This is a genomic window from Butyrivibrio sp. YAB3001 (assembly GCF_900112195.1).
GTDB lineage: Bacteria > Bacillota > Clostridia > Lachnospirales > Lachnospiraceae > Butyrivibrio.
In genome coordinates this window covers 84,095-106,700 of record NZ_FOKR01000008.1, presented here as the reverse complement: position 1 = coordinate 106,700, position 22,606 = coordinate 84,095, and the positions used below count along the sequence as shown (strand labels likewise).

The window sequence follows — 22,606 nt, the reverse complement described above, 5'->3', positions numbered from 1 at the left end:
TTTATATTCAATATACAATATATCAGACATAATTCATAATAAAATTTCTGTGATTTTTTTATTGATTATATCGAAAGAAAACGCCACTAAATACTGATTAAATCTCATTTTAACAATTATGTATGATTATTCTCTCTCTATTCATTAATTGACCTAATATACTGTGTATTGATGTATATTTATACAATTGTTTGTATATATTGTATTTTTAATACACTTGTACTTCTGCAACATAATCCTATCACGGGAGTGAGCATCCATATTGGAACATTTTATTTCATAAGAAACCCAGCGTAATTTCGCATAAAACAAAAAGCAGTTTTGACTCATCCATCAAAATGATGAACACATCAAAACTGCTCTTTTGCATTCTTATTCTTTTATTATCTTTTTCTTTTATTTGCTTTTATAGATGTAGTATGCCAAAACGTGAAGAGCCTGTTTAAAGTCTCCGCCATTTATTCTACTTACAATATCCTGTTCAGTTAGTAGCTTGACATTTAAAAACTCAGTATCATCAAGATCCTGATCTTTTATCTTCCTGCAATTCTTAGCCAAATATATATGCACTCTACTATTTGACAATGTAGCATGAGCAGGCACTGTGAAAAGATGCTGCCACTCATCAGATATATACCCTGTTTCCTCTGCAAGTTCTCTCTTTGCAGTATCAAAAGCATCTTCCTCTGTAGCAATAATATTGTCGTAGGTAATATACGGAACATCGCTCTTTTCCTGAAACTCTATCCCGCCTGCAGGAAATTCCGTAGTTATTTCATCGATTCCATGCCTGTACTGTCTTACACAGATAAAATTACCATTTTCATCAAGCGCTACTATAATAACAAAACTATGCTTTGAATAATTGTAAATAGAACCTATTATTTCTCCATTGGGAAGAATATATTCGCATCTTCTAAAGTCAATCCACTCATCCTGAGCAAGATGCTCGACCTTAGATTTCTTCCACTCAAGATTTTCACCATTATTAGTTTCTGACATCTACTAAAACCCTTTCAATCAATTTAAAGATATGTTTAGCTCTCCTTCAGCAAAAAGTTCTTTTCCGTTAAAATTCACGTCCGTCACACAGGCTCTAAATCCCTTTTTGCCCAAAGTCTTTCTTCCGGTAAGTATCAGATGAATACGTTTATCCTCAGTCATGTATTCCTCTGACACCTCATCAGCATTATCTCTTTTTTCAAGAACACTCTTAAAATCCGAGATAAATGCCGGGATAATTACAGCGCCAATACTCTGTCCCTGATTTGGGCCATAAATTCCCATAATTTCATGTAGCATTCTCATTCTTAATTCGTCCATATGTACCCCCATACATTGTCAAATTAATTGTTCCTTCTCTATCACAAAGCTTTCTTTGTGCTTAACAATTTTTTTAAACAAGAAAAACTCACGCAAATATTTAGTTATTTGTTTACCAGATTACTGCTGAATTGTCTCAACTATTGATGGAAGAAGCTGTTTCTTACGAGATACAACTCCGCGCAGATACGCACTGTTTTTGCCGGTTTCATTTATTCCAAATGCCGCATTTAAAGTATGCTGAGCCTTTGCTCCGGAATAAACAACTTCAGATGATTCATCAATAATGTTTGTAAGCATAAAGAACAGCATATCAAGGCCGTCATCGTCTGCAACACTGTCAAGGTCCGGCATAATCTTCTCTTTGATCTCTGATAATTCCTCAGCGCTCATAGAGTTTATCTGCCCAATTCCGATGGTCATATCATCAACAGTAAATTTCTTGAAATCCTGATGCAAAATTTCTTTTGCTGACTTACCACTAAGATTAGAACCGGCATGGAACATCTCTTTTGCAAAGGATTCATAATCTATTTCTGCTATTGCAGCAAGTTCTTCACCAGCCTTCTTGTCAATTGCTGTGCATGTAGGCGATCTGAACATCAAAGTATCTGACAGAATTGCCGCTAAAAGCAGTCCTGCGATAGTCTTGTCTATCTCTACCTGATATTCTTTATACATCAGATAGATTATCGTACAGGTCGAACCAAGAGGCTGATTTCTGAAAAATACAGGGCCTGCTGTTTCGATGGTACGAAGTCTGTGATGGTCAATGATCTCAAGGATTTCAGCACTATCCGCGCCATTGACAGCTTGATTTTTCTCATTGTGGTCTACCAGAATAAGCTGTTTTTTCTTTGCTCCCAAAAAGTTTCTTCGGCTGATCATTCCGATATAATGATTATTCTTATCAAGAACCGGGAAGTATCTGTGTCTCATCTGAGCCATAGCTTCCTGAATATCTTCTATGAAATCATCCATATGAAAGCTTACAAGATTATCATGCTTCATGACATATTCAATTGGCATACTCTGGTTGATAAGTCTGGCAACAATAAATGTATCATATGGAGTCTTGATAATCTTAGTTCCATGCTCTTTTGCCTGAATCTGTATTGTTCTTGCCACTTCAGCGCCTTCACATACTATGATGCAGCCTGCATTCATCTCAATGGCACAAAGCTGCATGTCATATCTGTTACCGAGGATAACAACGTCTCCTTCCTCAATGACATTCTCCATCATATCAGGATTTGCAGCAGCTATAACTACTTTTCCTTTTGTCAAAACATCGTCGATTTCTCCTACAATAAGTTCTCCATCTATAGTCTCAACAATATTTCTGTAACAGGTGTGAGCCTGTGAAAGAATCTTTGGATCGATCACATCCATATAAGTTTCTACAATATCATTTGTAGTAACTATTCCTGTAAGCTCATCACCTTCAGTTACACAAAGTGTTACTACTCCGGCATCTCTCATCTTGGACCATGCATTTTTTAAAGAAAGATTTCTGCTTGAACCTTCAAGCATTCTTATCTCCATGTCCCTGACCTGTGTTCTTACATCCTTGACATAAGCAGGTGTCTCCACTCCAAAATGGTTAAGAACATACTGGGTCTCTTCATTTAAGTGTCCGGCTCTGCAGGCAATGTATTCACCACCTGTAACCTTTCGCTTAAGATTTGCATAAGTAATAGCCGCACAAATAGAATCTGTATCCGGATTCTTGTGTCCCATGACAATAACGGGTCTACTCTGATTATTCATAAAACAATTATTCTCCATATTTAAAAAACAAAATTTACACAAATAAAATATCAGGACTTTAATGTTGGTCATTATCATATTCATCAAGAAAATGATGTCTGTTTCCATCCTTGTCCTTATAACATATTAACGCATTAAGATGAACATTTTCTACACTTTTAAAAATATTTGCTTCAATAAAAGGACTCTTTTCACGAAGTTCTCTTATATAACTCTTTATTTCAGCTCTTTTGCTGCCTTTTTCAGTACCGCCACAACTTGCACAGCTTTCTGTCAATCTGCAGGCACATTGGATAAATTTAAGCTTATTATAATTCATCCACTTAATGATGTCTTCTTCCCTAACTAAATATAACGGCCTTATAAGCTCTAAACCTTCAAAATTAGTACTATGAAGCTTTGGCATCATGGTCTGAATCTGGCCACCATAAAGCATTCCCATCAGTATTGTTTCAATAACATCATCATAATGATGACCAAGTGCAATCTTATTACATCCTAATTCTTTTGCCTTACTATAAAGCGCGCCTCTTCTCATTCTGGCACATAAATAACAAGGTGAACCATCTTCATTAGCTACAATATCAAATATATCCGATTCAAAAACCGTAATAGGAATATTCATAAGTCTGGCATTGGATAATATGGTTTCATAATTGATGTCATTATATCCGGGATTCATAACAAGATAAACCACATCAAAATTATTTTTTCCATGCCTTTTTAATTCCTGAAAAAGCTTCGCCATGAGCATCGAATCTTTACCGCCAGAGATACAGACAGCTATCTTATCCCCCTCTTTTATAAGCTCATAGGTGTTGATTGCTTTTGTAAACTGGCTCCACAGCTGTGGTCGAAACTTTTTAATTATGCTTCTTTCTATATCTTTGCATCTTTCTTCGTTTTCAGCTGCTTCAAAATGCTCGATTTTATACCTGATATAGCTGTAAAATCCGCCTTCTATACTATATATCTTGTACCCAAGCGGTCCAAGTTCCTCACATATCTCCATTGAATGTTTTCCATTGTAACATAAAAGATAGATTGCCTTTTCTTTTTCAACTTTATCAAGATTATCCATAAACAGATTCCAGGGAATGTTTACTGCTCCCTCATAAGAATCCACATTAAAATCTTTTGTCTCTCTGATATCTATTATCTGTTTTTCAGATGAATCCGAAATCATCTGTTCAATAGTTTTTGTATACATATATTATTCCTATCACGCAAATTGCGAATTATAAAGCTTATAATAAAAGCCTTGTTTTTCAAGAAGCTGGTTGTGATTTCCCTGTTCAATAATATGACCATCTTTCATAACAAGAATCACATCTGCTTCTCTGATTGTCGACAACCTATGAGCAACAATAAAGCTTGTTCGCCCTGCCATCATCTTATTAAAGGCTTTCTGAATCCTTATCTCTGTGCTTGTATCAATCGAAGACGTTGCCTCATCAAGGATAAGCATGGGCGGAATGCTGAGCATAACTCTCGTAATGCAAAGAAGCTGTTTCTGTCCTTGTGAGAGGTTTCCGCCGTTTTCAGAGATAACTGTATCATAACCATTAGGAAGTCTTTTTATAAAGCTATGAGCATGGGATGCCTTTGCAGCATTCACAATATCCTCATCGCTAAAGCCTTCTCTACCAAGAGTAATGTTGTCTCTTATAGTCCCATTTCTTAACCATGTTTCCTGAAGCACCATTCCGAAACTGTTTCTTAAGTCAATTCTCTTGATGTCGCGAATGCTACGTCCATCAATAGTAATAGCGCCTTCATCAACATCGTAGAATCTCATAAGGAGATTTATAAGTGTTGTCTTACCACTTCCTGTAGGTCCTACAATGGCAACTCTTTGTCCCTTTTTGATGTCAAGGTTAAGATTTTCAATAAGTTTCTTACTCTTATCATAGGAAAAAGAAACATTATCAAGTTCAACATCACCATTTGCTTCAAAATATGCAGGCGCATTTCCAGAGTCAGGAATTTCCGTACTTTCTTCTATAAGCTTAAATACACGTTCTGCGCAGGCAAGAGCATTCTGAAGTTCAGTTACAACACCTGATATCTCATTAAAAGGTTTTGTGTACTGATTTGCATAGCTTAGAAAAATAGTAAGTCCACCGACAGTCATTCCACCTGAAATACATGCAAACGCTCCGAAAAGCGCAACAGCAGCATACACAATGTTGTTAATAAAACGAGTGCTGGGATTTGTCAGTGAGGAAAAGAAAGTTGCCTTAACACTGGTCTTTTCAAGTCTCTCATTTACCTCATCAAAATATTCCATGTTTTCATCTTCATGGGCAAATGCTTTAACTACTGACAGGTTACCTATCATCTCATCAATAAATGCAGTCTGGTCAGATCTAGCTTCACTCTGCTGTTTGAAAAGAGAAAATGATCTCGATGCAATAAACTTAGCCACAAATAGCGACAGTGGAGTCAAAAGCACTACAACTATTGCAATTTTAAAATTAAGATAAAGCATGAAAACTATCGTGCCTATGATAGTAACCACTCCTGTGAACAACTGGGTAAAGCCCATAAGAAGTCCATCTGAAAAAAGATCTACATCAGAAATGATCCTGCTTACAATCTCACCTGTCTGCTTATTATCAAGATACTCAAAAGGAAGATTCTGAAGTCTGTCAAATGCCTCTGTACGCACATCCCTTACAACCTGAAATGTGATTCTATTATTTGCCTTATTCATTATCCATTGAAAAACCGAGATAAGAATAACAGTAACAACCATTTTGGCAAGAATTGAAACAACCTTGGTAAAATCAACCTGCCCCTTGCCTATAAGACAATCAACTGCATTTCCGGCAAGAATCGGTACATATAATGTCAAAAGGGCTACTGCAACAGCAAGTAGCATCGACAACAATATAATCAGCCTGTATTTACCAGCATATTTTAATACTTTTTTTAACGTACCTTTTTTCATACTGCACCCTCCTTCTTAAACTGTGAATCATAAATTTCCTTATAAAGCTCACAGCTGTTAAGAAGCTGTTCATGAGTGCCTATTCCAGCAACATTACCATTATCAAGAACGATGATCTTGTCACAGGTCAAAACTGCAGATGTTCTCTGTGAAACAATGAAAGTTGTAGGAGCATTATCCATTGTTTCAATCGCTTCTCTTAATTTTTTATCAGTAAGATAATCAAGAGCTGAAGCGCTGTCATCCAGAATAAGAATATCAGGAGACTTTACCAATGCTCTTGCTATTGTAAGTCTCTGTTTCTGACCACCGGAGAAATTCTTTCCGCCCTGAGCAACCATATAGTCAAGTCCATTTTCTTTTCCCTCTACTATTTCTTTAGCCTGGGCGATCTCAAGAGCCTTTAAAATCTGCTCATCTGTGGCATTTTTATTTCCCCACTTCATATTGTCTCTTATAGTTCCATGGAAAAGAACCGCCTTCTGAGGAACAATACCGATTTTTTCTCTCAAAAGCTCTAACTTATATTCTCTTACATCCGTTCCATCAATCACTACGCTGCCTTTTCTGACATCGTAAAATCTCGGAATAAGATTTATCAAAGATGATTTTCCGCTACCTGTTCCACCGATAACGCCAATCTTTTGCCCTCTCTTTGTTGTAAAGCTTACATTTTCAAGGCAGTCTTCACTATCTCCGGCGTATCTCATAGAAACATCATTAAACACTACATGGTCTTCTTTTCTCTCAAAGGCTGTTACGTTTCCATCCTTCATGGATGATTTAAGTTCAAGAAGCTCCTGTACACGATTTCCTGATGCAATAGCCTTCGTCACAGTAAGAATAAGATTTGCAAACTTAATAAGTTCAACAAGGATCTGTGACATATAGTTATACAAAGCTACAATCTGTCCCTGAGAAAGCTCACCGGAATTAACATAGATAGCTCCTTTATAGATAAGATATGCAACAGAAAGATTAAGAATTGCATAAGTCACAGGATTCATAAGTGCGCTTACACTTCCTACAAACTTCTGCAGCTTCATAAGTTCATTACTCTTTGCGTGAAAGCGCTCTTTTTCTTTGTTTTCAAGACCAAATGCCCTGATAACACGCACACCGGTGTGATTCTCTCTGGTAAGTCTCAGCAATGTATCAAGGCCGCCCTGAATCTGGCCATATCTTGGAATGCTCCATAACATAATGATTCCTACAACGATAAAGAGCAATACAATTGTTACAAGAAAAATAAGAGCCTGGCGCGCATCAATCGTAAATGCCATGACCATTGCGCCAAAAACAACAAATGGTGAACGAAGCAAGAGCCTTATAGTCATATTGACGCCCTGTTGAACCTGGTTCATATCACTTGTCATTCGCGTTATCATCGCTGAAGTACCGACACTATCCATATCAGCGAAAGACAGCTTTTGAATATTGTCAAAAAGAGCTCTCTTAACCTTCTTGGCAAATCCGGCTGCCGCTTTTGCAGCAAAAAACTGCGCTGTTATGGCACTGATAAAGCCAACTGCGCAGAGTAAAAGAAGCAGAAGGCACATTTTTATAACGTAACCTTTGTCTCCACCGGAAATACCGTTATCTATCATTGCGGCGATTACAAGCGGAACCATAAGTTCAAAGGAAGCCTCAAGTAGTTTAAAAAGAGGCCCCAATATTGTTTCTTTTTTATAATCCTTCAAATATACTAAAAGCTTTTTCAATTATTCTCCTCTTTTGTGAATTACTTCAAAATATCAATTCACTCATTGTTCTTCTAATAATTTATCCTAAGACCCTTAGGATAATGATTTTTGAGCATACCACCTGCAGCCTTAGCCCAGCCAATGCTATATCCGTCAGCAGTGATGAGTGTCCAGCCCTTGGAAGCTTCACCATCTACCCTGATGGTCTGACCATTTAAATACATACGGATTTCATCAGAATCAGCAGCAAAAGATTCTGTATTCTTTACATCCTGTTTTTCTAATGCAAGCGCAAGAGCGTGTGACGGCTCAAATCTGTCTTTCTTAATAGTTCCAAGATGTAATCCGGGTCTCATGACCTTAAGTCCGCTTATTGATGGAAGTAAAGGATCTGCCAAATACAGCTGATCACCAAAAGATATTATATTTCCATCAAGGCTTCTACCGCTTTTTAATACTTTTTTATCTTCATCTGAAAAAGAAAATGTCTCTTTTGCAAATTCCCAAAAGATTCTTATAACGTCTTTCTTGGCAGTAGGATTCTTGCCTCCAGGGACAAACTTATCATTAACACTATTTAACCTCTCTCCTTCACGCTTTAGAACACACAAGAAATGGCCTTCACCCTTAAGCTTATGTGGCCATAATCTAATAGATGATCCAACCTGAGAGAGTGCTTCTTCTTTTTTTTCTAAAGAAACATCAAATTCTGACCTGCACTCATCAGACACCCAATCGGGATTGCCATTTGCCATGCCTTCAAACAGTTCAACTTTCTGTACTGAAAAATCCGGATGTTTTAAAATAAATCTAAATATGCTCTCCTCGTTTTCAATAGGAGCAAAGGTGCAGGTAGAAAAGACAAGTGTTCCACCCGGCATAAGCATTCTTGCAGCACCTTCCAATATCTCAGCCTGTCTTAGCCCACACTGTTTAACATTTTCAAGGCTCCATTCACCATAGGCCTCTTCATTTTTCCTAAACATTCCCTCACCGGAACATGGAGCATCAACTAAAATCCTGTCAAAATAACCTTCAAAAATTTGTGACAGATGCTGCGGTGTTTCATTTAAGACCAGTGCGTTTCTTATTCCCAGTCTTTCCACATTCAAAGAAAGGATTTTGGCCCGTTCCCTGTTTATCTCATTTGTAACAAGTATGCCTCTACCCTTCATTCTGTCTGCAATCTGAGTTGTCTTACCACCCGGAGCTGCACAAAGATCAAGTATTTTTTCACCAGGCTGAGGATCAAGATAATGAACAGGCGCCATAGCGCTAGGCTCCTGAATGTAATACATTCCAGCCTCATGGAAAGGACTTTTTCCTGGAGCAAAGGCATTGTCATAATAATAGCCATTTTCTTCCCATCTGACTTTTTCTAAAAGGCCTTCTACCTTCTCTTCAAATCCTTCATCAGCCTTAAGAGTATTGATTCTTAAGGCATGATATCGTTCCTGATCATTTCCAAAGCTTTCTATAAAACTCTCATATTCTTTGTCTGAGAGCAGATTTTTCATTCTATCACAAAATAATTCTGGCAGCATTCTATTTCCTTACAAAAGCCACTACTCTAACATCAATCTTAAAGTAGTGGCTACTTAAACAGCAGTTATGATTCTTTATGTTCCTTAATGTAACGCTTAATTCCCCTAAATGTTTCCGGACTAATGATATGCTCGATCCTGCATGCATCATTCTCCGCAATTGTCTCATTTACCCCTGTTGTCATCATGAGAAATTTAGTCAGATTGGTGTGTTTTTCATAGACACTTTTCGCTTTTTTCAGACCGGCTTCTGTTAAAACCAGTTCCCCATCGCTCTCAACAGTAATAAGTCCATCTTCCTTTAATATACCAACCGCCCTTGAAACACTGGGTCTGGAAAAATTAAGTTCATTCGCTACATCTATGGACCGCACTAAACCTTTTTTCTTTTTAAGCAGATATATAGTTTCGATATAATCTTCGCCTGACTCGTGCATCACTTATCTCCTTCTCTTTGTTTTATCTTTAATGTATTAATTCTATTGAATGCCCTGGCTTTTTGCAAGCATATAAGGCAAATATTGAAACTTTGTTCACATATGTTGTATTATTTTATGAGCAAACCAGAACGGAGTCAATGACTATGAAAAAAAGATATAACTTCATGAATGTTTTACGAGTACTGTCAATGGTAGCGATAGTCTTCTATCATATGATATTTACTCTTTATATATACGGAATCAGACAGCTTTCAAGTATAAGCTTTTTCTTCTCAAATGCAAATATGCATATTGCCAAAATTGGTGTCGGACTATTCTTCATGTTATCCGGTGCCGGTCTAATGCTTAGCAGCAGCAACAGTTTTGATTCAAAAACCTTTTATAAAAAGCGATTTATTAAAATTCTTATCCCATTTTACATCGTATATATCTGTTATTTGTTTTTTTTGTTGGCATCAAGGCAAATATCCATCAGCAATCCATTCGGTGACAGAAATGTAAATCCGCTCAGTTTTATATTCACGATACTTGGAATGGATGCTTATGTGGACAGTTTTGGAATCCCAACCTGTTCTCTTGGAATTGGCGAATGGTTCCTCGGATGTTTGATTATTATTTACCTGCTCTATCCCTTTCTTAGAACTGCCATGATAAAAAACAGAATTCTCACAATGGGAATAGCAACTATTTACTATGTGCTTATACTTATTTGTTACAGCTACATTCCATATGTAAATAAAGTTCCCATGTACACAAATCTTCTTGTAAAGATATATGACTTTATATTAGGAATGTTTCTTGTTCACTACATAGATAGAATTCCGAAATTATCGGTCTTTATAAGCTTAGTTACTTGTGCAGCTTTCTTATTTATTCCTGTCACTCTACCAGGGATAAACAGTTTCCAAATTCCGGCGCAATGTGTGGCTGTATTTATAATATTTGCTGCTTTGGATAAATATTTTGCCAAAGCTCCTAAACCAATGAAGATTATTGAAAAAATCAGTAGTATCAGCTATGAATACTTTCTTATTCATCATTGCGTAATACTCGAATTATCCAGGCAAGGCCAAAACACTTCCTACAGCAACATGAACATAGCAGTTCTGTTTTTGGAAGAAATAATTGTTACAATCCTTCTTGCACTTGTATTAAAGAAAGTATGTGAATTAATAACAAAAAAGCATTGAAAAAAGGCTATCTCAAAAATGAGATAGCCTTTTTAATACATTCATATCTAGCAGACAATTATCAATTATTTTGCATAATCTGTAGCTCTGCTCTCTCTAATGATATTAACCTTAATCTGACCAGGATATTCCATTTCATCCTCAATCTTCTTCGCAATATCACGAGCCATAAGCACCATATCTGCATCAGAAACCTGCTCCGGAACTACCATTACTCTGACTTCTCTTCCGGCCTGAATAGCAAAGGAATGATCAACTCCCTTAAAGCTATTGGTAATTTCCTCGAGTTCTTTTAATCTGGATGTGTAAGTTTCAAGTGTTTCTCTTCTAGCACCAGGTCTTGCAGATGATATTGTATCAGCTGCCTGAACAAGAACTGCTATTAGAGATTGTGGTTCAACATCACCATGATGAGCTTCAACTGCATTGATGACAATCTGTGATTCCTTATACTTCTTACAGATATCTACACCAAGCTGTATATGTGATCCCTCAAGTTCGTGATCAACAGCCTTACCAATATCATGCAAGAGTCCTGCTCTCTTAGCAACTCTAACATCAAGACCTAATTCTGATGCCAAGAGTCCGCATAGCTGAGCAACTTCAACAGAGTGTTTCAAGCAATTCTGACCATAACTTGTTCTAAATTTCATACGGCCAAGAATTTTAATAACTTCGGGATGAAGTCCATGAACACCTGCCTCAATAGCAGCATTTTCACCTTCTTCCTTAATCTTCGCAGCTACTTCCTTCTGTGCCTTTTCAACCATTTCTTCGATTCTTGCAGGATGGATACGTCCATCTACAATAAGCTTCTCAAGTGCAATACGAGCAACTTCTCTACGAATTGGATCAAAGCCGGAAATAACTACAGCTTCAGGTGTATCATCAATGATAAGATCAACACCAGTCATAGTTTCAAGGGTTCTAATGTTTCTACCTTCTCTACCAATGATTCGCCCCTTCATTTCATCATTTGGTAACTGAACGACAGATATTGTAGTTTCAGAAACATGATCTGCTGAGCAACGCTGAATCGCATTGACAACAATTTCCTTTGCCCTCTTATCTGCCTCTTCTTTAGCCTCAGCCTCCATGTTTTTAATCATGACAGCTGATTCATGTTTTACATCATCTTCTACGATTTTTAAAAGATACTCTTTTGCCTGCTCGGAGGTTAAGCCAGAGATTTTCTCAAGTTCCTGTAGCCTCTGTTCATTCAGCTTAGCAACCTCTTCACTCTTCTTGTTAAGCGCCTCTTCACGAGCATTAAGACTTTGCTCTTTCTTCTCAATCGCTTCCGATCTCTTTTCGACGTTCTCCTCTTTCTGCTGAACCCTTCTTTCAGAACGCTGAACCTCATTTCTGCGGTCCTTCACTTCCTTCTCAAGGTCATTACGTGTCTTCAGAGCTTCTTCCTTAGCTTCCAAAAGCTTTTCACGCTTTGTCTCCTCAGCAGTCTTGAGTGCTTCGTCGATAATCTTTCTTGCCCTTTCCTCAGCACTTCCGATTTTCCCCTCAGTTACCTTCTTGTGGTATGAGTTTGCCAAAAACCAAGTCACAAGTACAGAAATGACAAGAGTTGCTACTACTGCAATAATAATACCTGGCATTACAGGAGCACCTCCTTATTCAATTTTCATTGTACAATATTTTGTATAGTGTACTAAAAAAATACTAGATAAGCACACCTAAAAACAATTTTACAACACTTAAATTTTACCTTTTATAACATACAGTGTCAAGAAGTTCGCATAGCTCTTTTTATATCTGAAAGCTTATATCCTCTCCTTAAAAGAAAAGCAATGATTTTCTGTTGTGCTTTAATGTCGATTTCATTAGGATCATAGTGCTTTTTTATTAAAAGCTTCTGTATCTGCGCTATTTCTATATCCTCATCTTCTTCACCGGACACTTCATCTAAAATATCCAGGCACAAGCTTTTATCTATGCCCTTGGCCGAAAGATCCTGAATAATCCTGTTCTTGCTTCGTGAGGATATGTGATAAGTTATATAATCCCTTGCAAATCGCTCATCATCAAGATATCTGTAGGATTTTACATAATCTATCGCATCATCCACAAGTTCAGGCGGATATAAGCCTTCTGATAGTTTGTCTCTTAGCTGCTTTTCGGTATAATCTTTCTTCTGCAATAGATTCATAGCCCTTAGCCTTACTCTTTTCACAAGTAAAGTTCCAACTATTTCCTGGTAAGAAACATTGCCTATCTCGTGCTCTATTTCTATACCGAATTTTCTCAATTCACTATCATATAAAACAAAAGCAAATTCGCCGTCTATATAGACCTTACTGCGTTTCTTATCAAGCTTAACTATGTCTGATACAACCAAATTCATCCTCCTGCATAAATGCCCCGCAATAAATTGCGGGGCATACAATAATCTTAATACTAATTATCCTATTACTTTGATGCTTTTGCTTTCTTTGGTGTTTCCTTCTCGGCGCCATCACCGGTTTCCTTAGCAGGTACAACTGCTCCATTTGTTGGAAGACCATAATGTGCTCTTACCTTGGCATCGATATCAGCAAGAATTGCAGGATTATTCTCAAGATAAAGCTTAGCATTCTCACGTCCCTGGCCAATCTTCTCGCCTTCATACTGATACCATGCACCGCTCTTGTTAACAATATCTACGCCGGCAGCAAGATCCAAAATATCGCCGGTTGCAGATATTCCCTTTCCAAACATGATATCAAATTCTGCCTCTTTGAAAGGAGGAGCAATCTTATTCTTCACAACTTTAACTTTTGTTCTGTTACCGATATTCTCTCCATTCTGCTTGATAGCCTCAATACGACGAACATCCATACGCACTGATGAATAGAATTTAAGTGCTCTACCACCGGTTGTAGTTTCAGGGTTACCAAACATAACACCAACTTTTTCTCTGAGCTGGTTGATAAAGATAACTGTACAATTAGACTTACTTATAACAGCAGTAAGCTTTCTGAGAGCCTGAGACATAAGTCTTGCCTGAAGTCCCACATGAGAATCTCCCATATCTCCATCAATCTCTGCCTTAGGAACAAGAGCTGCAACTGAGTCTACAACTACTATATCGATAGCTCCGGAACGAACCATAGTCTCAGTAATCTCCAAAGCCTGTTCTCCGCTATCAGGCTGAGAAATATAAAGATTATCAACATCCACACCAATATTCTTGGCATACACAGGATCAAGTGCATGCTCAGCATCTATAAATCCTGCAATTCCACCTCTCTTCTGAACTTCTGCGATCATATGAAGAGTAACGGTTGTCTTACCACTTGATTCCGGTCCATATATCTCAATTATTCTTCCCTTAGGGATTCCACCAAGCCCAAGTGCTATATCAAGACTAAGTGAACCTGTAGGAATTGTCTCTATATTCATAGTATCTGATGAATCACCAAGCTTCATCACAGCACCTTTACCGAACTGCTTCTCAATCTGTCCAAGTGCTGCTTCTAATGCTTTTTGTTTTTCTTCTCTTTCCATACCCGTCTCCTTTAAGAACATCCGTTCTGAACTGTTTATATAATAAAACAAATGTTCGGATGTGTCAACTCAATTTTTTATATTTTAAAATAATGATTTCACCGGCAGAAATGCCAGATAATGACTCTGAATTAATTATGTAAACTCTCAAAGATAAAAACTTCACAAAAAATCCAAAATCAGATAGATTCCCCGCTTATAAAGCATGCCAGGCATATTCTGCACTAGCATTATTTTTTCAATCGAACAGGCTGACTACTACTGAATCATTTTCTCACGAAATGCACAGCATAGTTCTCATTTTTCGTCTGAATAGTAACAACTCCTGCTCAATTCCATACACAAACACATACAAGTCATTGCCTTAATTGGCAACGACTTGTATACAATACCATAATATAATATTCCACGCAACAAAATTAATTTATCATTGAAATATCAAACTGTCTGCAAAGAGTTCTGTATTCCTGGTTAATGAGCTGAACCATTTCCTGGTCACCGCTAATATTATCCGGATGGAACATCTTCATAAGATCCTTATATCGCTTTTTGAGCGCAATTGGATTATTGACGCCTCTAAAAAGAAGATCTAAAGCATCAAATTCGTTTTCTCTTTGATATGACTTTTCTCTTTCAAGCTTTATATATTCATTCTCAAGTTTCTTTTTATCTGCATTGAGCTGATCGAATCCGTTATTCAAAATACGAAGCCTCTGTTCAAAGAGAGCTTTGTCATTATTTAATTTTTTCTTTGCTGCATCCAGTTTAATCTCTTCAGCTTCCATTCTCTTTCTGAATGCTATTTCGTCGCGCTCAAGCTGCTTGTATTTATCTTCCAGAGCACTCTCATGGTTTTCCAATCGAACACTCTCTTTAAACAGCCATACACGAAGCTGTGAAAGATCATCCTCATTTCCGTTAATTATGATCTCTTCAATATTTTTTCTTTCTTCCATAAAAATCCCCCTAATGCAAAGAAAAAAGTACCCTCATTTACTTCTTATCATGCGGAAACTATCTATTACGTTCCTGTCATGACATTATTACTGCTCTTTTTCATCGTTCGGAAAAGCTATATCCACTGCTTCCGAATCCTCTACCATATCTTCTTTTTTTGCAGAAAAATGGTTCACAATATCAGGCACCATATCTAGAACCTTGGTAACAGCATCCTGATTTTTGATATTAACAAGTTTGGTGGTTCCGTCCTTTATAACAAGCACTGCGCTAGGTGACATTTTTGCAGCAAAACCTCCGCAACCACCATTCTTTTTATCTGCACTGCTTGCTCCTGCCCCTACTCCAAAAGAAACATCAACAAGTGGAACAATTATTGTATCTCCAACTTTTGTTGCCTCTCCGACAACTGTCTTAGCAGCCATGATCTTATTCATTCCACCAAGCAAAGAATCAACAACTTCATTAAAACTACTCACTCCCATACCTCCAAATCACCTGCAATCAGGACTTCATTATTTTCTTAAATCTCTTAATTACTTTTTTCACATCCTTATTAAAATAGCACACGCCCGCACAGTACAAAACTGTAAACATTGTAATATGCCCTTTAAGATGAGCATCGGCATAGACAACTTTTCTGTCAAAATCAGGACTAAGTCTGACTTTATCATATAGAACCGGATACATCATTCCATACACAGATATGATATTTGCAGTATCCGCCGGATCACCCATTCCAAGCTTTAAATCTATATCTACCTTATCCGGAAGAATCATTTTCATCATCCGAATAAATTTGTCTTTTACAACATCATACGCTCTCTTAAAAATCTCGTTATCAAGCGTTGTTTTAATCATTCCAATCTTATCACAAACTCTAGATATTGTATATCGGATTTTTGATAACACATTTTGTGGAGTCTCGATTATACGTTTTATCTTATTCACAATATCATAAAAGATCTCAATGGCAGCCTTATCATTAGCCTCTTGAGATTGTTCATCAGTTTCATTATTACAAGAGTCCCTATTCTCAGACCTATTATTCTCTTTTACATCTTCTGTATCATTATCATACGTAATAGCTTCCTCTGCATCATTGCCTTCTTTAGCAGAATCTTCTATAATCATATCCTTTTCATCAAAATTATTCGTAATAGCATCTTTCAGACTAGTATCGTCAATAATTGCATTTTCTTCTTCACTTACAACCTCACTATTATTATCGGAATCTATCTCTTTTTCATTACCTTTTTCTTCTTTTTGATCCCGATTTTCATTATCGCTTGTTTTTGCGACGGAATCTGCATTATCTTTTTTCTTGTCATTCTTGACTTTATTAGTTGAAAAAAGCTTGAATCCAAAAACTTTTACATAAAACTCTTTATTCTTAGGCAGTTCTATCCCACCGCTTACAATATGTAACAGCCATGAAAACCTGGCAGAAAACATAAATTTATTCATATCAAAACCATTGTCCGGATCAGTTTCAGGCACCAGTCCGTCCAACCGATATCTGACAGGAACGAACAAAATAAGTAAAAGAGAAATCAAAATCACGCCCAATAATACAAGCAGCGTAATTCCTATCACCTTAAGCACTTTTAGCAAAACAAAAAGCATATCAACTCCCCAAATAATCAATCAATCTTCCATCCATACCGGCATTTGAAGCTTCCTGAGATATCTTGAGAATGATATCAACTGCTTCATCATAACCAGAGGCAATACCATATATCATTACCGGATGCGCCTTATAATATAATTGCCTTAAAAAGGCGCAATGGATAATTTCAAGCTGATCACTTTTTCCCAAAGCCTCTGTAATGCAAAAAATCTTAAACTGCCCTCTTCCTGTCAGTAATTTCCACTTGACCAAAGAGTGCCATTTCACACTCTCTCCCCAGTATAGATGCTTATAAAAACGGCAAAAGCCACCTTCTATTTTCACAAAATCGCTCCCAACAAAGATAATAAGAACCAACTATTCATATATTAACACATTTACTTACTCAACTCCAAAATAAGCATCAAAAATTCTTTTTGCTATTGGAACAGCATAACTTCCGCCACTTCCGGCATTTTCCACGATGATAGTAACGCATATCTCAGGATCTTCAGCCGGTGCATATCCCGTAAACCAGGCATGGGAATCCGATGTTGAATCGGTAAACTCAGCAGAACCGGTCTTACCGGCAGCTGTATATGAAAGGTCTTTTAGCTTTGATGCCGTACCAGACAAGACAACCTGCTCCATCATCCCCTGCAGAATCTCTGCCTCTTTTTCTGACAATAGTCTCTTATACCTCTCATCAGAAAAAGCTTTTACAACTTTCCCGCTGTCACTTTTAATCGAAGATACCAGATATGGTTTCATAAGTACACCATCATTTGCAATAGCATCTGTGATCATGTTCATATGAATAGGGGTCACCTGAGTACTCCCCTGACCGATAGAAATCTGCATGACATCGGAAGTCTTAGTATCAAGTTTTATATCAACGCTGCTCTTTGAATAGTTCATGCTAAGTGGAAGCTCTGAATTAAACATAAGATCGCTTATGGTAGTCTTAAATATTTTTTTCTCAATACTAATTCCCATATTTGCATAGGAAGAATTACATGATTTGGCAAAAGAACTAATAAAATCAACATTGCCATGATTTTCACCATGGAAGCATTTTATAGTCTCATCTTCATACGAAAAACGGCCATTGCATGAATACCTGTAGTTCTTATAATCCTCCGGATGCTCTTTGATATAAGCCAAAGAAGTCACGATCTTAAAAGTAGACCCCGGGGGATATAGTCCCTGAGTTGCCCTGTTTAAAAGCTTTGCGTCCGTAGAAGTATCTGCCAGTAAACTGTTCCAGTCTTCACTTATTGTATTTGGATCAAAATCCGGTTTAGAAACAAGCGCAAGTATCTCACCTGTCTTGGGATTTGTGGCAACAATAGCTCCTTTACGAGCAGAAAGCGCATTATAAGCAACTTCCTGAAGTTTCACATCAAGCGTGGTATAAACATTATCTCCCGGAAATTTAAGTTTCTTTTCCTCAAGCTTAGCCTTTTCCTGAAGTTCTATGTTTGTATTTATCAGATAATAATTATAGTTACTCTCAAGGCCTGCCTTGCCGTTTGTGGAATATCCAACAACATGGGCAAATTCTTTTCCAAAGGGATAAACACGTTTTTCTTTTCCGTTTTCATCTGCTGTAGTATATGCCAGAACATCCCCATCACGGGATAATATTTTTCCTCTGGTATTTTGTGCCAAAAGAATCTGTTGTCTGGTGTTATAGCTGTTATTTAAGAGTTCCTGCTTGTTATTATATGCGTAATGGCAAATATAAATAAGCAACAGCCCAAATAACACAGAATAGAAAGCGCTAAGCACTATTATAGGATAAGACCTTTTCTCAGGTCTATGCTTCTTCCTCTGCACGCTGTCTTGCCTCCAATCTTCTGCGTTTCTTTTCCATAGCTTCGTAATGCTCTTCACTTCTTATCATGCATACGCCTTCCGCAATCATCATCATTATTATCGTGGTAAAAACAGACGTTCCACCGTAACTGACAAGCGGCAAAGTAACACCTGTAAGCGGGATAAACTTTGCGCCTCCGCCAATAGTCAAAAATGTCTGAAAAATATACGCAACAGCTATACCACTTACAATAAATCTGTAGAATTTATCAACAATATAATAGCCTTCTCTCATAAGCATGAGAAAAGTGCTGATACATATCAAAGCCATAAGCACAGCAAATAAAACCCCAAGTTCCTCTGCGATAGCTGAAAAGATAAAATCCTGTTCAACATAAGGTATCGACTGGGGCGAACCGCCATAAAGCCCAAGTCCGAACCAGCATCCACTACTTATTCCAAACAAAGACTGTGAAAGCTGATATCCGGACCTTTCTATATCCCCAAAGGGGTTGATAAAGGCTTTTACCCTGACCTGAATATGAGAAAAAAGCTTATAAGAAACGATACTTGCCAATATTCCAAAAGCAAGTCCAAGTGATAAATACCCTAAATTTTCAGTTGAGATGTATATGAGCGCAAGGTACACCACAAAAAATATCAGTGCGCTTCCCAGATCTCTTGAGAGAACAAGAATTATAACATGCACTGCAGCAGCAGCAGATATTAAAAGCAGGTCAAAAAAACCTTCTGCTTTATACATTGCAGCTGACATAAAAAACAAGAATATTATCTTAACTATCTCAGAGGGCTGAAACGTAATTCCCCCAACAGTATATGAAATCTTTGAACCGTTTGTCGCAGCACCAAGGATAAGCACAATACCAATTGCGGCAATTCCGGCTGCTGCATAAAGCCAGGTAAATCTTTTTAGAAAATTAAATCTAAAAACAAGCTCCGGCACAAAAAATCCGATAATAAATGAAAATGTAATGATAAAAAACTGCTTTATAGCCTTATCATAAGATAATCTTGTAACGATTATCAGCCCTATCATCAAAAGCATACAGCAGTTGTTCATGATAAGGCGATTTCCATCAGGATATAAGATATAAAATAGTGCAATTGCAGATGAAAAGATTATTATCTGAAAAGCAAAAAAGAATGCATATTTAATCTGTCCCGTCCTTGCAAGTATCTGAATAAAGCACGCCATCTGCATTGCAAACATACTTACAAGCTGCCCTACATACAACCATTTTCTTCTTTTTTCCGTCCTATATTTAAACGTCAGAAAAGCAAGGACTGTATATGAAAAAATAAGAAAAGTAATTACGTATTTGGATATTTCAGTCACATATATTTCCATTAGTCATTCTACTCCGCGCTTAAAGTGACCTGTGGTATATTCCATATCATCAAGTATCTTTCTATTTTCTTTGTTATCAGAAAGGAATGCATCCAGAATCCTTTGACTTTCCTTATAATCCTCAATAGAAAAATCAATTCTAAAATGGTCAAATAGCTGCATATTCCTGATATTATCAAGCTTTTTATGAAGTGATGTGGGAGCTGCATTCCAAATAATGTTATAGCAGTTGCGGCAATTTGTAGTAATCCTGATATCATTACCCATCCTGTCAGTCATTGACAAATTTTCTTTATTAAACTGATTCAGTTTCCCGCTGCACTTATCCATAGTCTTTTTAACACAACCGGCTGATATCATCATCGGAACACGCCCGTAAATCTGATAAGAAAGAGGAATGTTCATGTTTTCCCTAAGCCTTCTTACGAGTTCCTTACTCTCATGGATAGTTAGTTCGTAGGGCATCGTAAATTCTGAAATCTCAAAATCATGATTTTCAGGTAATTTATTGCATTCCATCAAAAGCTCAGCAGCCTGCTCATTCCAGACATATACTCCATAATCCGGAATAACTTTGCCGCTAAAATCAATCTCACTTAATATACCAAGCTGTTCGATATTCCTTACAAGAACACCGCAAAACCCTTTTTTCTCAGCATTTTCTGCAATAGAAATAATATCCTTAGTTCCGTCAAAGTTTTCTTTTCTGGTAACAAAGGGAAGTGCAACTATAAATTCGATATTCTTTTTGCCCATATCTAAAGAAAGCATCTCAGCAGTTTCCTTTTCCATTGAGAAAAAAAGATCGCTGTCCACGTATATTCTTGTGATATCTTCATATACCAAAGCCTTATCTACTGCAGCTTTTAACTGGTCACGTGTATTTACAAGAACATGATAATCATTCCTGCATTTTATTTCAGTTGATTTAGTGTCAGAACTATTTTCCGGTCTGTTTCCTATTTCAAGTGAAGCCTCACTGCTATTATCCAGAAGTCTTTCCAGCATCTTATCTGTAAGCGTTCTTCTAAGCTCGTTAAGTTCACTCACAGGAACAAAAATACCTGCAGGATTTCCCTTATCATCTATTGTGACACTAATCTCTTCAGCCTCAAAAGCTGTCCCGCCAAGTCTTGACAGTTTTTCCTTAATTGCGTCCACATCCATCGGCCTCTTTGAAGCAGGCATGATAATATTTCCTTGGATATGCTCTTCTAATTCTTCACCATTCCTGACAATGCTCATTGAAAGAGATAACGGTTCACCCATAGTAGCATCACAAAACAGTCTACACTTGATCTTAAGCTGGCTATTCAGATACTTGTCCTTAATATCTTTTAAAACCTCATCAGAAGTCCCATTATATGCAGGAGAAGATATTGTCACCATGTTTTTGCCATTGTGCTGATGATAATAACCTTCGCTTATTCCTGTCCTTAAATATAACGATTTAAGAATCCTTAAATCTTCATCCGAAACCTGTATTTCTTTTTCCGGATCAGCATAATAAAGGTCAATGTATTTTCTGTATAAAGAAGTAACTCCCGCGGCATATTCAGGTCTCTTCATTCTCCCCTCAATCTTGAAAGAATCTATGCCTGCTCTGATAAGTTCGGGAACCATATTTATCGTGCACATATCCTTTAGACTTAATGGATATACTTCTTTTTTATCAGATGACAATCTATATGGAAGTCTGCATGGCTGAGCACATCTTCCGCGATTACCACTCCTGTTGCCTAGCATACTGCTAAAAAGGCACACGCCGGAATAGCAGTAACACATAGCGCCGTGGATAAAAGCTTCAACTTCAATATCAGCCTGTTCCCTTATTGCCTTCATCTCCAAAAGGCTAAGTTCTCTTGCCGGGACCACTCTGCAGCATCCAAGCTTTTTCAAAAGTCTTGCGCCATTGACGCCCGTCACAGTCTGCTGAGTGCTGGCATGAAGCTCAATCTGTGGGAATTCATCTCTGATAAAGCGCATAACTCCCAGATCCTGAACAATAACACCATCAAGCCTGTTTTCCGCAAATGGAAGCATAAAATCATACAACTCATTAAACTCTCGTTCCTTAACAAGAGTATTAACGGTCATATATACTTTCTTATCATGCAGATGAGCATACCTGATTGCCTCAACAACCTGATCCTTGTCAAAATTGTCAGCATAAGCTCTAGCTCCAAACTTACTGCCGCCAAGATATACCGCATCAGCTCCCGCATTAAATGCGCCAACCATTGTTTCATAACCACCTGCCGGTGCTAATAATTCAACTTTCTCAACCATAAAAATTCCTCTTATAAATCAAAGGGTTGCCTTGCAACTCTTTTCGCGCCGAACGCAGATGTTTTACATCATCTTCATTTCACGCGAGTGCGCATCCATAACGGAGCGTTTTTTTTAGAGGAAATTCATAGAATTATCCT

At 37.4% G+C, this 22,606-nt stretch carries 19 protein-coding genes; 1 reads left to right on the top strand and 18 read right to left on the bottom strand.

Annotation, left to right across the window (positions count from 1 at the left end):
* Positions 1–396: 396 nt before the first annotated feature.
* The 8 genes from BM086_RS10400 to BM086_RS10365 form a co-directional block, all read right to left on the bottom strand.
* Complete coding sequence (locus BM086_RS10400) at positions 397–1,002, bottom strand: NUDIX hydrolase (protein ID WP_092326036.1); 606 nt, start codon at positions 1,000–1,002, stop codon at positions 397–399.
* Between the two features lie 18 nt (positions 1,003–1,020).
* On the bottom strand, positions 1,021–1,323 hold the full coding sequence (locus tag BM086_RS10395; RefSeq protein WP_092326035.1) for a hypothetical protein: 303 nt from the start codon (positions 1,321–1,323) through the stop codon (positions 1,021–1,023).
* 120 nt (positions 1,324–1,443) lie between these two features.
* Positions 1,444–3,093, bottom strand: a complete 1,650-nt coding sequence (locus BM086_RS10390) for a putative manganese-dependent inorganic diphosphatase (RefSeq protein ID WP_092326033.1) — start codon at positions 3,091–3,093, stop codon at positions 1,444–1,446.
* Between the two features lie 58 nt (positions 3,094–3,151).
* A complete protein-coding gene (locus tag BM086_RS10385) occupies positions 3,152–4,303 on the bottom strand; it encodes an ATP-binding protein (protein WP_092326031.1) in 1,152 nt (383 codons plus the stop codon).
* Between the two features lie 12 nt (positions 4,304–4,315).
* Entirely contained in the window at positions 4,316–6,046 is a 1,731-nt protein-coding gene (locus tag BM086_RS10380; protein WP_092326029.1) for an ABC transporter ATP-binding protein, read from the bottom strand.
* Entirely contained in the window at positions 6,043–7,767 is a 1,725-nt protein-coding gene (locus tag BM086_RS10375) for an ABC transporter ATP-binding protein (RefSeq protein ID WP_092326027.1), read from the bottom strand. Before BM086_RS10375 ends, BM086_RS10380 begins: the two co-directional genes overlap by 4 nt.
* 53 nt (positions 7,768–7,820) lie before the next feature.
* Complete coding sequence (locus BM086_RS10370; protein WP_092326025.1) at positions 7,821–9,293, bottom strand: RsmF rRNA methyltransferase first C-terminal domain-containing protein; 1,473 nt, start codon at positions 9,291–9,293, stop codon at positions 7,821–7,823.
* Between the two features lie 65 nt (positions 9,294–9,358).
* On the bottom strand, positions 9,359–9,730 hold the full coding sequence (locus BM086_RS10365; protein WP_175560211.1) for a metal-dependent transcriptional regulator: 372 nt from the start codon (positions 9,728–9,730) through the stop codon (positions 9,359–9,361).
* Between the two features lie 146 nt (positions 9,731–9,876).
* On the opposite strand from BM086_RS10365, the gene BM086_RS10360 reads away from it, so the two are divergent.
* Positions 9,877–10,923, top strand: a complete 1,047-nt coding sequence (locus BM086_RS10360; RefSeq protein ID WP_175560210.1) for an acyltransferase family protein — start codon at positions 9,877–9,879, stop codon at positions 10,921–10,923.
* A gap of 65 nt (positions 10,924–10,988) precedes the next feature.
* On the opposite strand, the gene rny is transcribed toward BM086_RS10360, so the two are convergent.
* From rny to BM086_RS10310, 10 genes are all read right to left on the bottom strand, one after another.
* Positions 10,989–12,536 carry a ribonuclease Y gene (rny, locus tag BM086_RS10355; RefSeq protein WP_092326019.1) on the bottom strand — a complete coding sequence of 516 codons (1,548 nt, stop codon included), beginning with the start codon at positions 12,534–12,536 and terminating at the stop codon, positions 10,989–10,991.
* 128 nt (positions 12,537–12,664) lie between these two features.
* Positions 12,665–13,282 (bottom strand): regulatory protein RecX, encoded by a 618-nt coding sequence (locus tag BM086_RS10350; protein ID WP_092326017.1) that lies wholly within the window; start codon positions 13,280–13,282, stop codon positions 12,665–12,667.
* Positions 13,283–13,347: 65 nt separating this feature from the next.
* Complete coding sequence (gene recA / locus BM086_RS10345) at positions 13,348–14,424, bottom strand: recombinase RecA (protein ID WP_092326015.1); 1,077 nt, start codon at positions 14,422–14,424, stop codon at positions 13,348–13,350.
* Positions 14,425–14,843: 419 nt separating this feature from the next.
* On the bottom strand, positions 14,844–15,380 hold the full coding sequence (locus BM086_RS10340; RefSeq protein ID WP_092326013.1) for a J domain-containing protein: 537 nt from the start codon (positions 15,378–15,380) through the stop codon (positions 14,844–14,846).
* A gap of 87 nt (positions 15,381–15,467) precedes the next feature.
* Complete coding sequence (locus tag BM086_RS10335) at positions 15,468–15,866, bottom strand: GerW family sporulation protein (protein ID WP_092326011.1); 399 nt, start codon at positions 15,864–15,866, stop codon at positions 15,468–15,470.
* Positions 15,867–15,885: 19 nt separating this feature from the next.
* Complete coding sequence (locus tag BM086_RS10330; protein WP_092326009.1) at positions 15,886–17,007, bottom strand: DUF2953 domain-containing protein; 1,122 nt, start codon at positions 17,005–17,007, stop codon at positions 15,886–15,888.
* 1 nt (position 17,008) lies between these two features.
* Positions 17,009–17,335: a hypothetical protein gene (locus BM086_RS10325; protein WP_242952168.1), complete on the bottom strand. Its 327-nt coding sequence runs from the start codon at positions 17,333–17,335 to the stop codon at positions 17,009–17,011.
* A gap of 57 nt (positions 17,336–17,392) precedes the next feature.
* On the bottom strand, positions 17,393–18,829 hold the full coding sequence (locus BM086_RS10320; protein WP_092326007.1) for a peptidoglycan D,D-transpeptidase FtsI family protein: 1,437 nt from the start codon (positions 18,827–18,829) through the stop codon (positions 17,393–17,395).
* Positions 18,810–20,177: an FtsW/RodA/SpoVE family cell cycle protein gene (locus tag BM086_RS10315; RefSeq protein WP_092326005.1), complete on the bottom strand. Its 1,368-nt coding sequence runs from the start codon at positions 20,175–20,177 to the stop codon at positions 18,810–18,812. The genes BM086_RS10320 and BM086_RS10315 overlap by 20 nt, the downstream gene beginning before the upstream one ends.
* A gap of 3 nt (positions 20,178–20,180) precedes the next feature.
* Positions 20,181–22,466, bottom strand: coding sequence for a peptidase U32 family protein (locus BM086_RS10310; RefSeq protein WP_092326003.1), 2,286 nt, complete (start codon positions 22,464–22,466; stop codon positions 20,181–20,183).
* Positions 22,467–22,606: the final 140 nt, after the last annotated feature.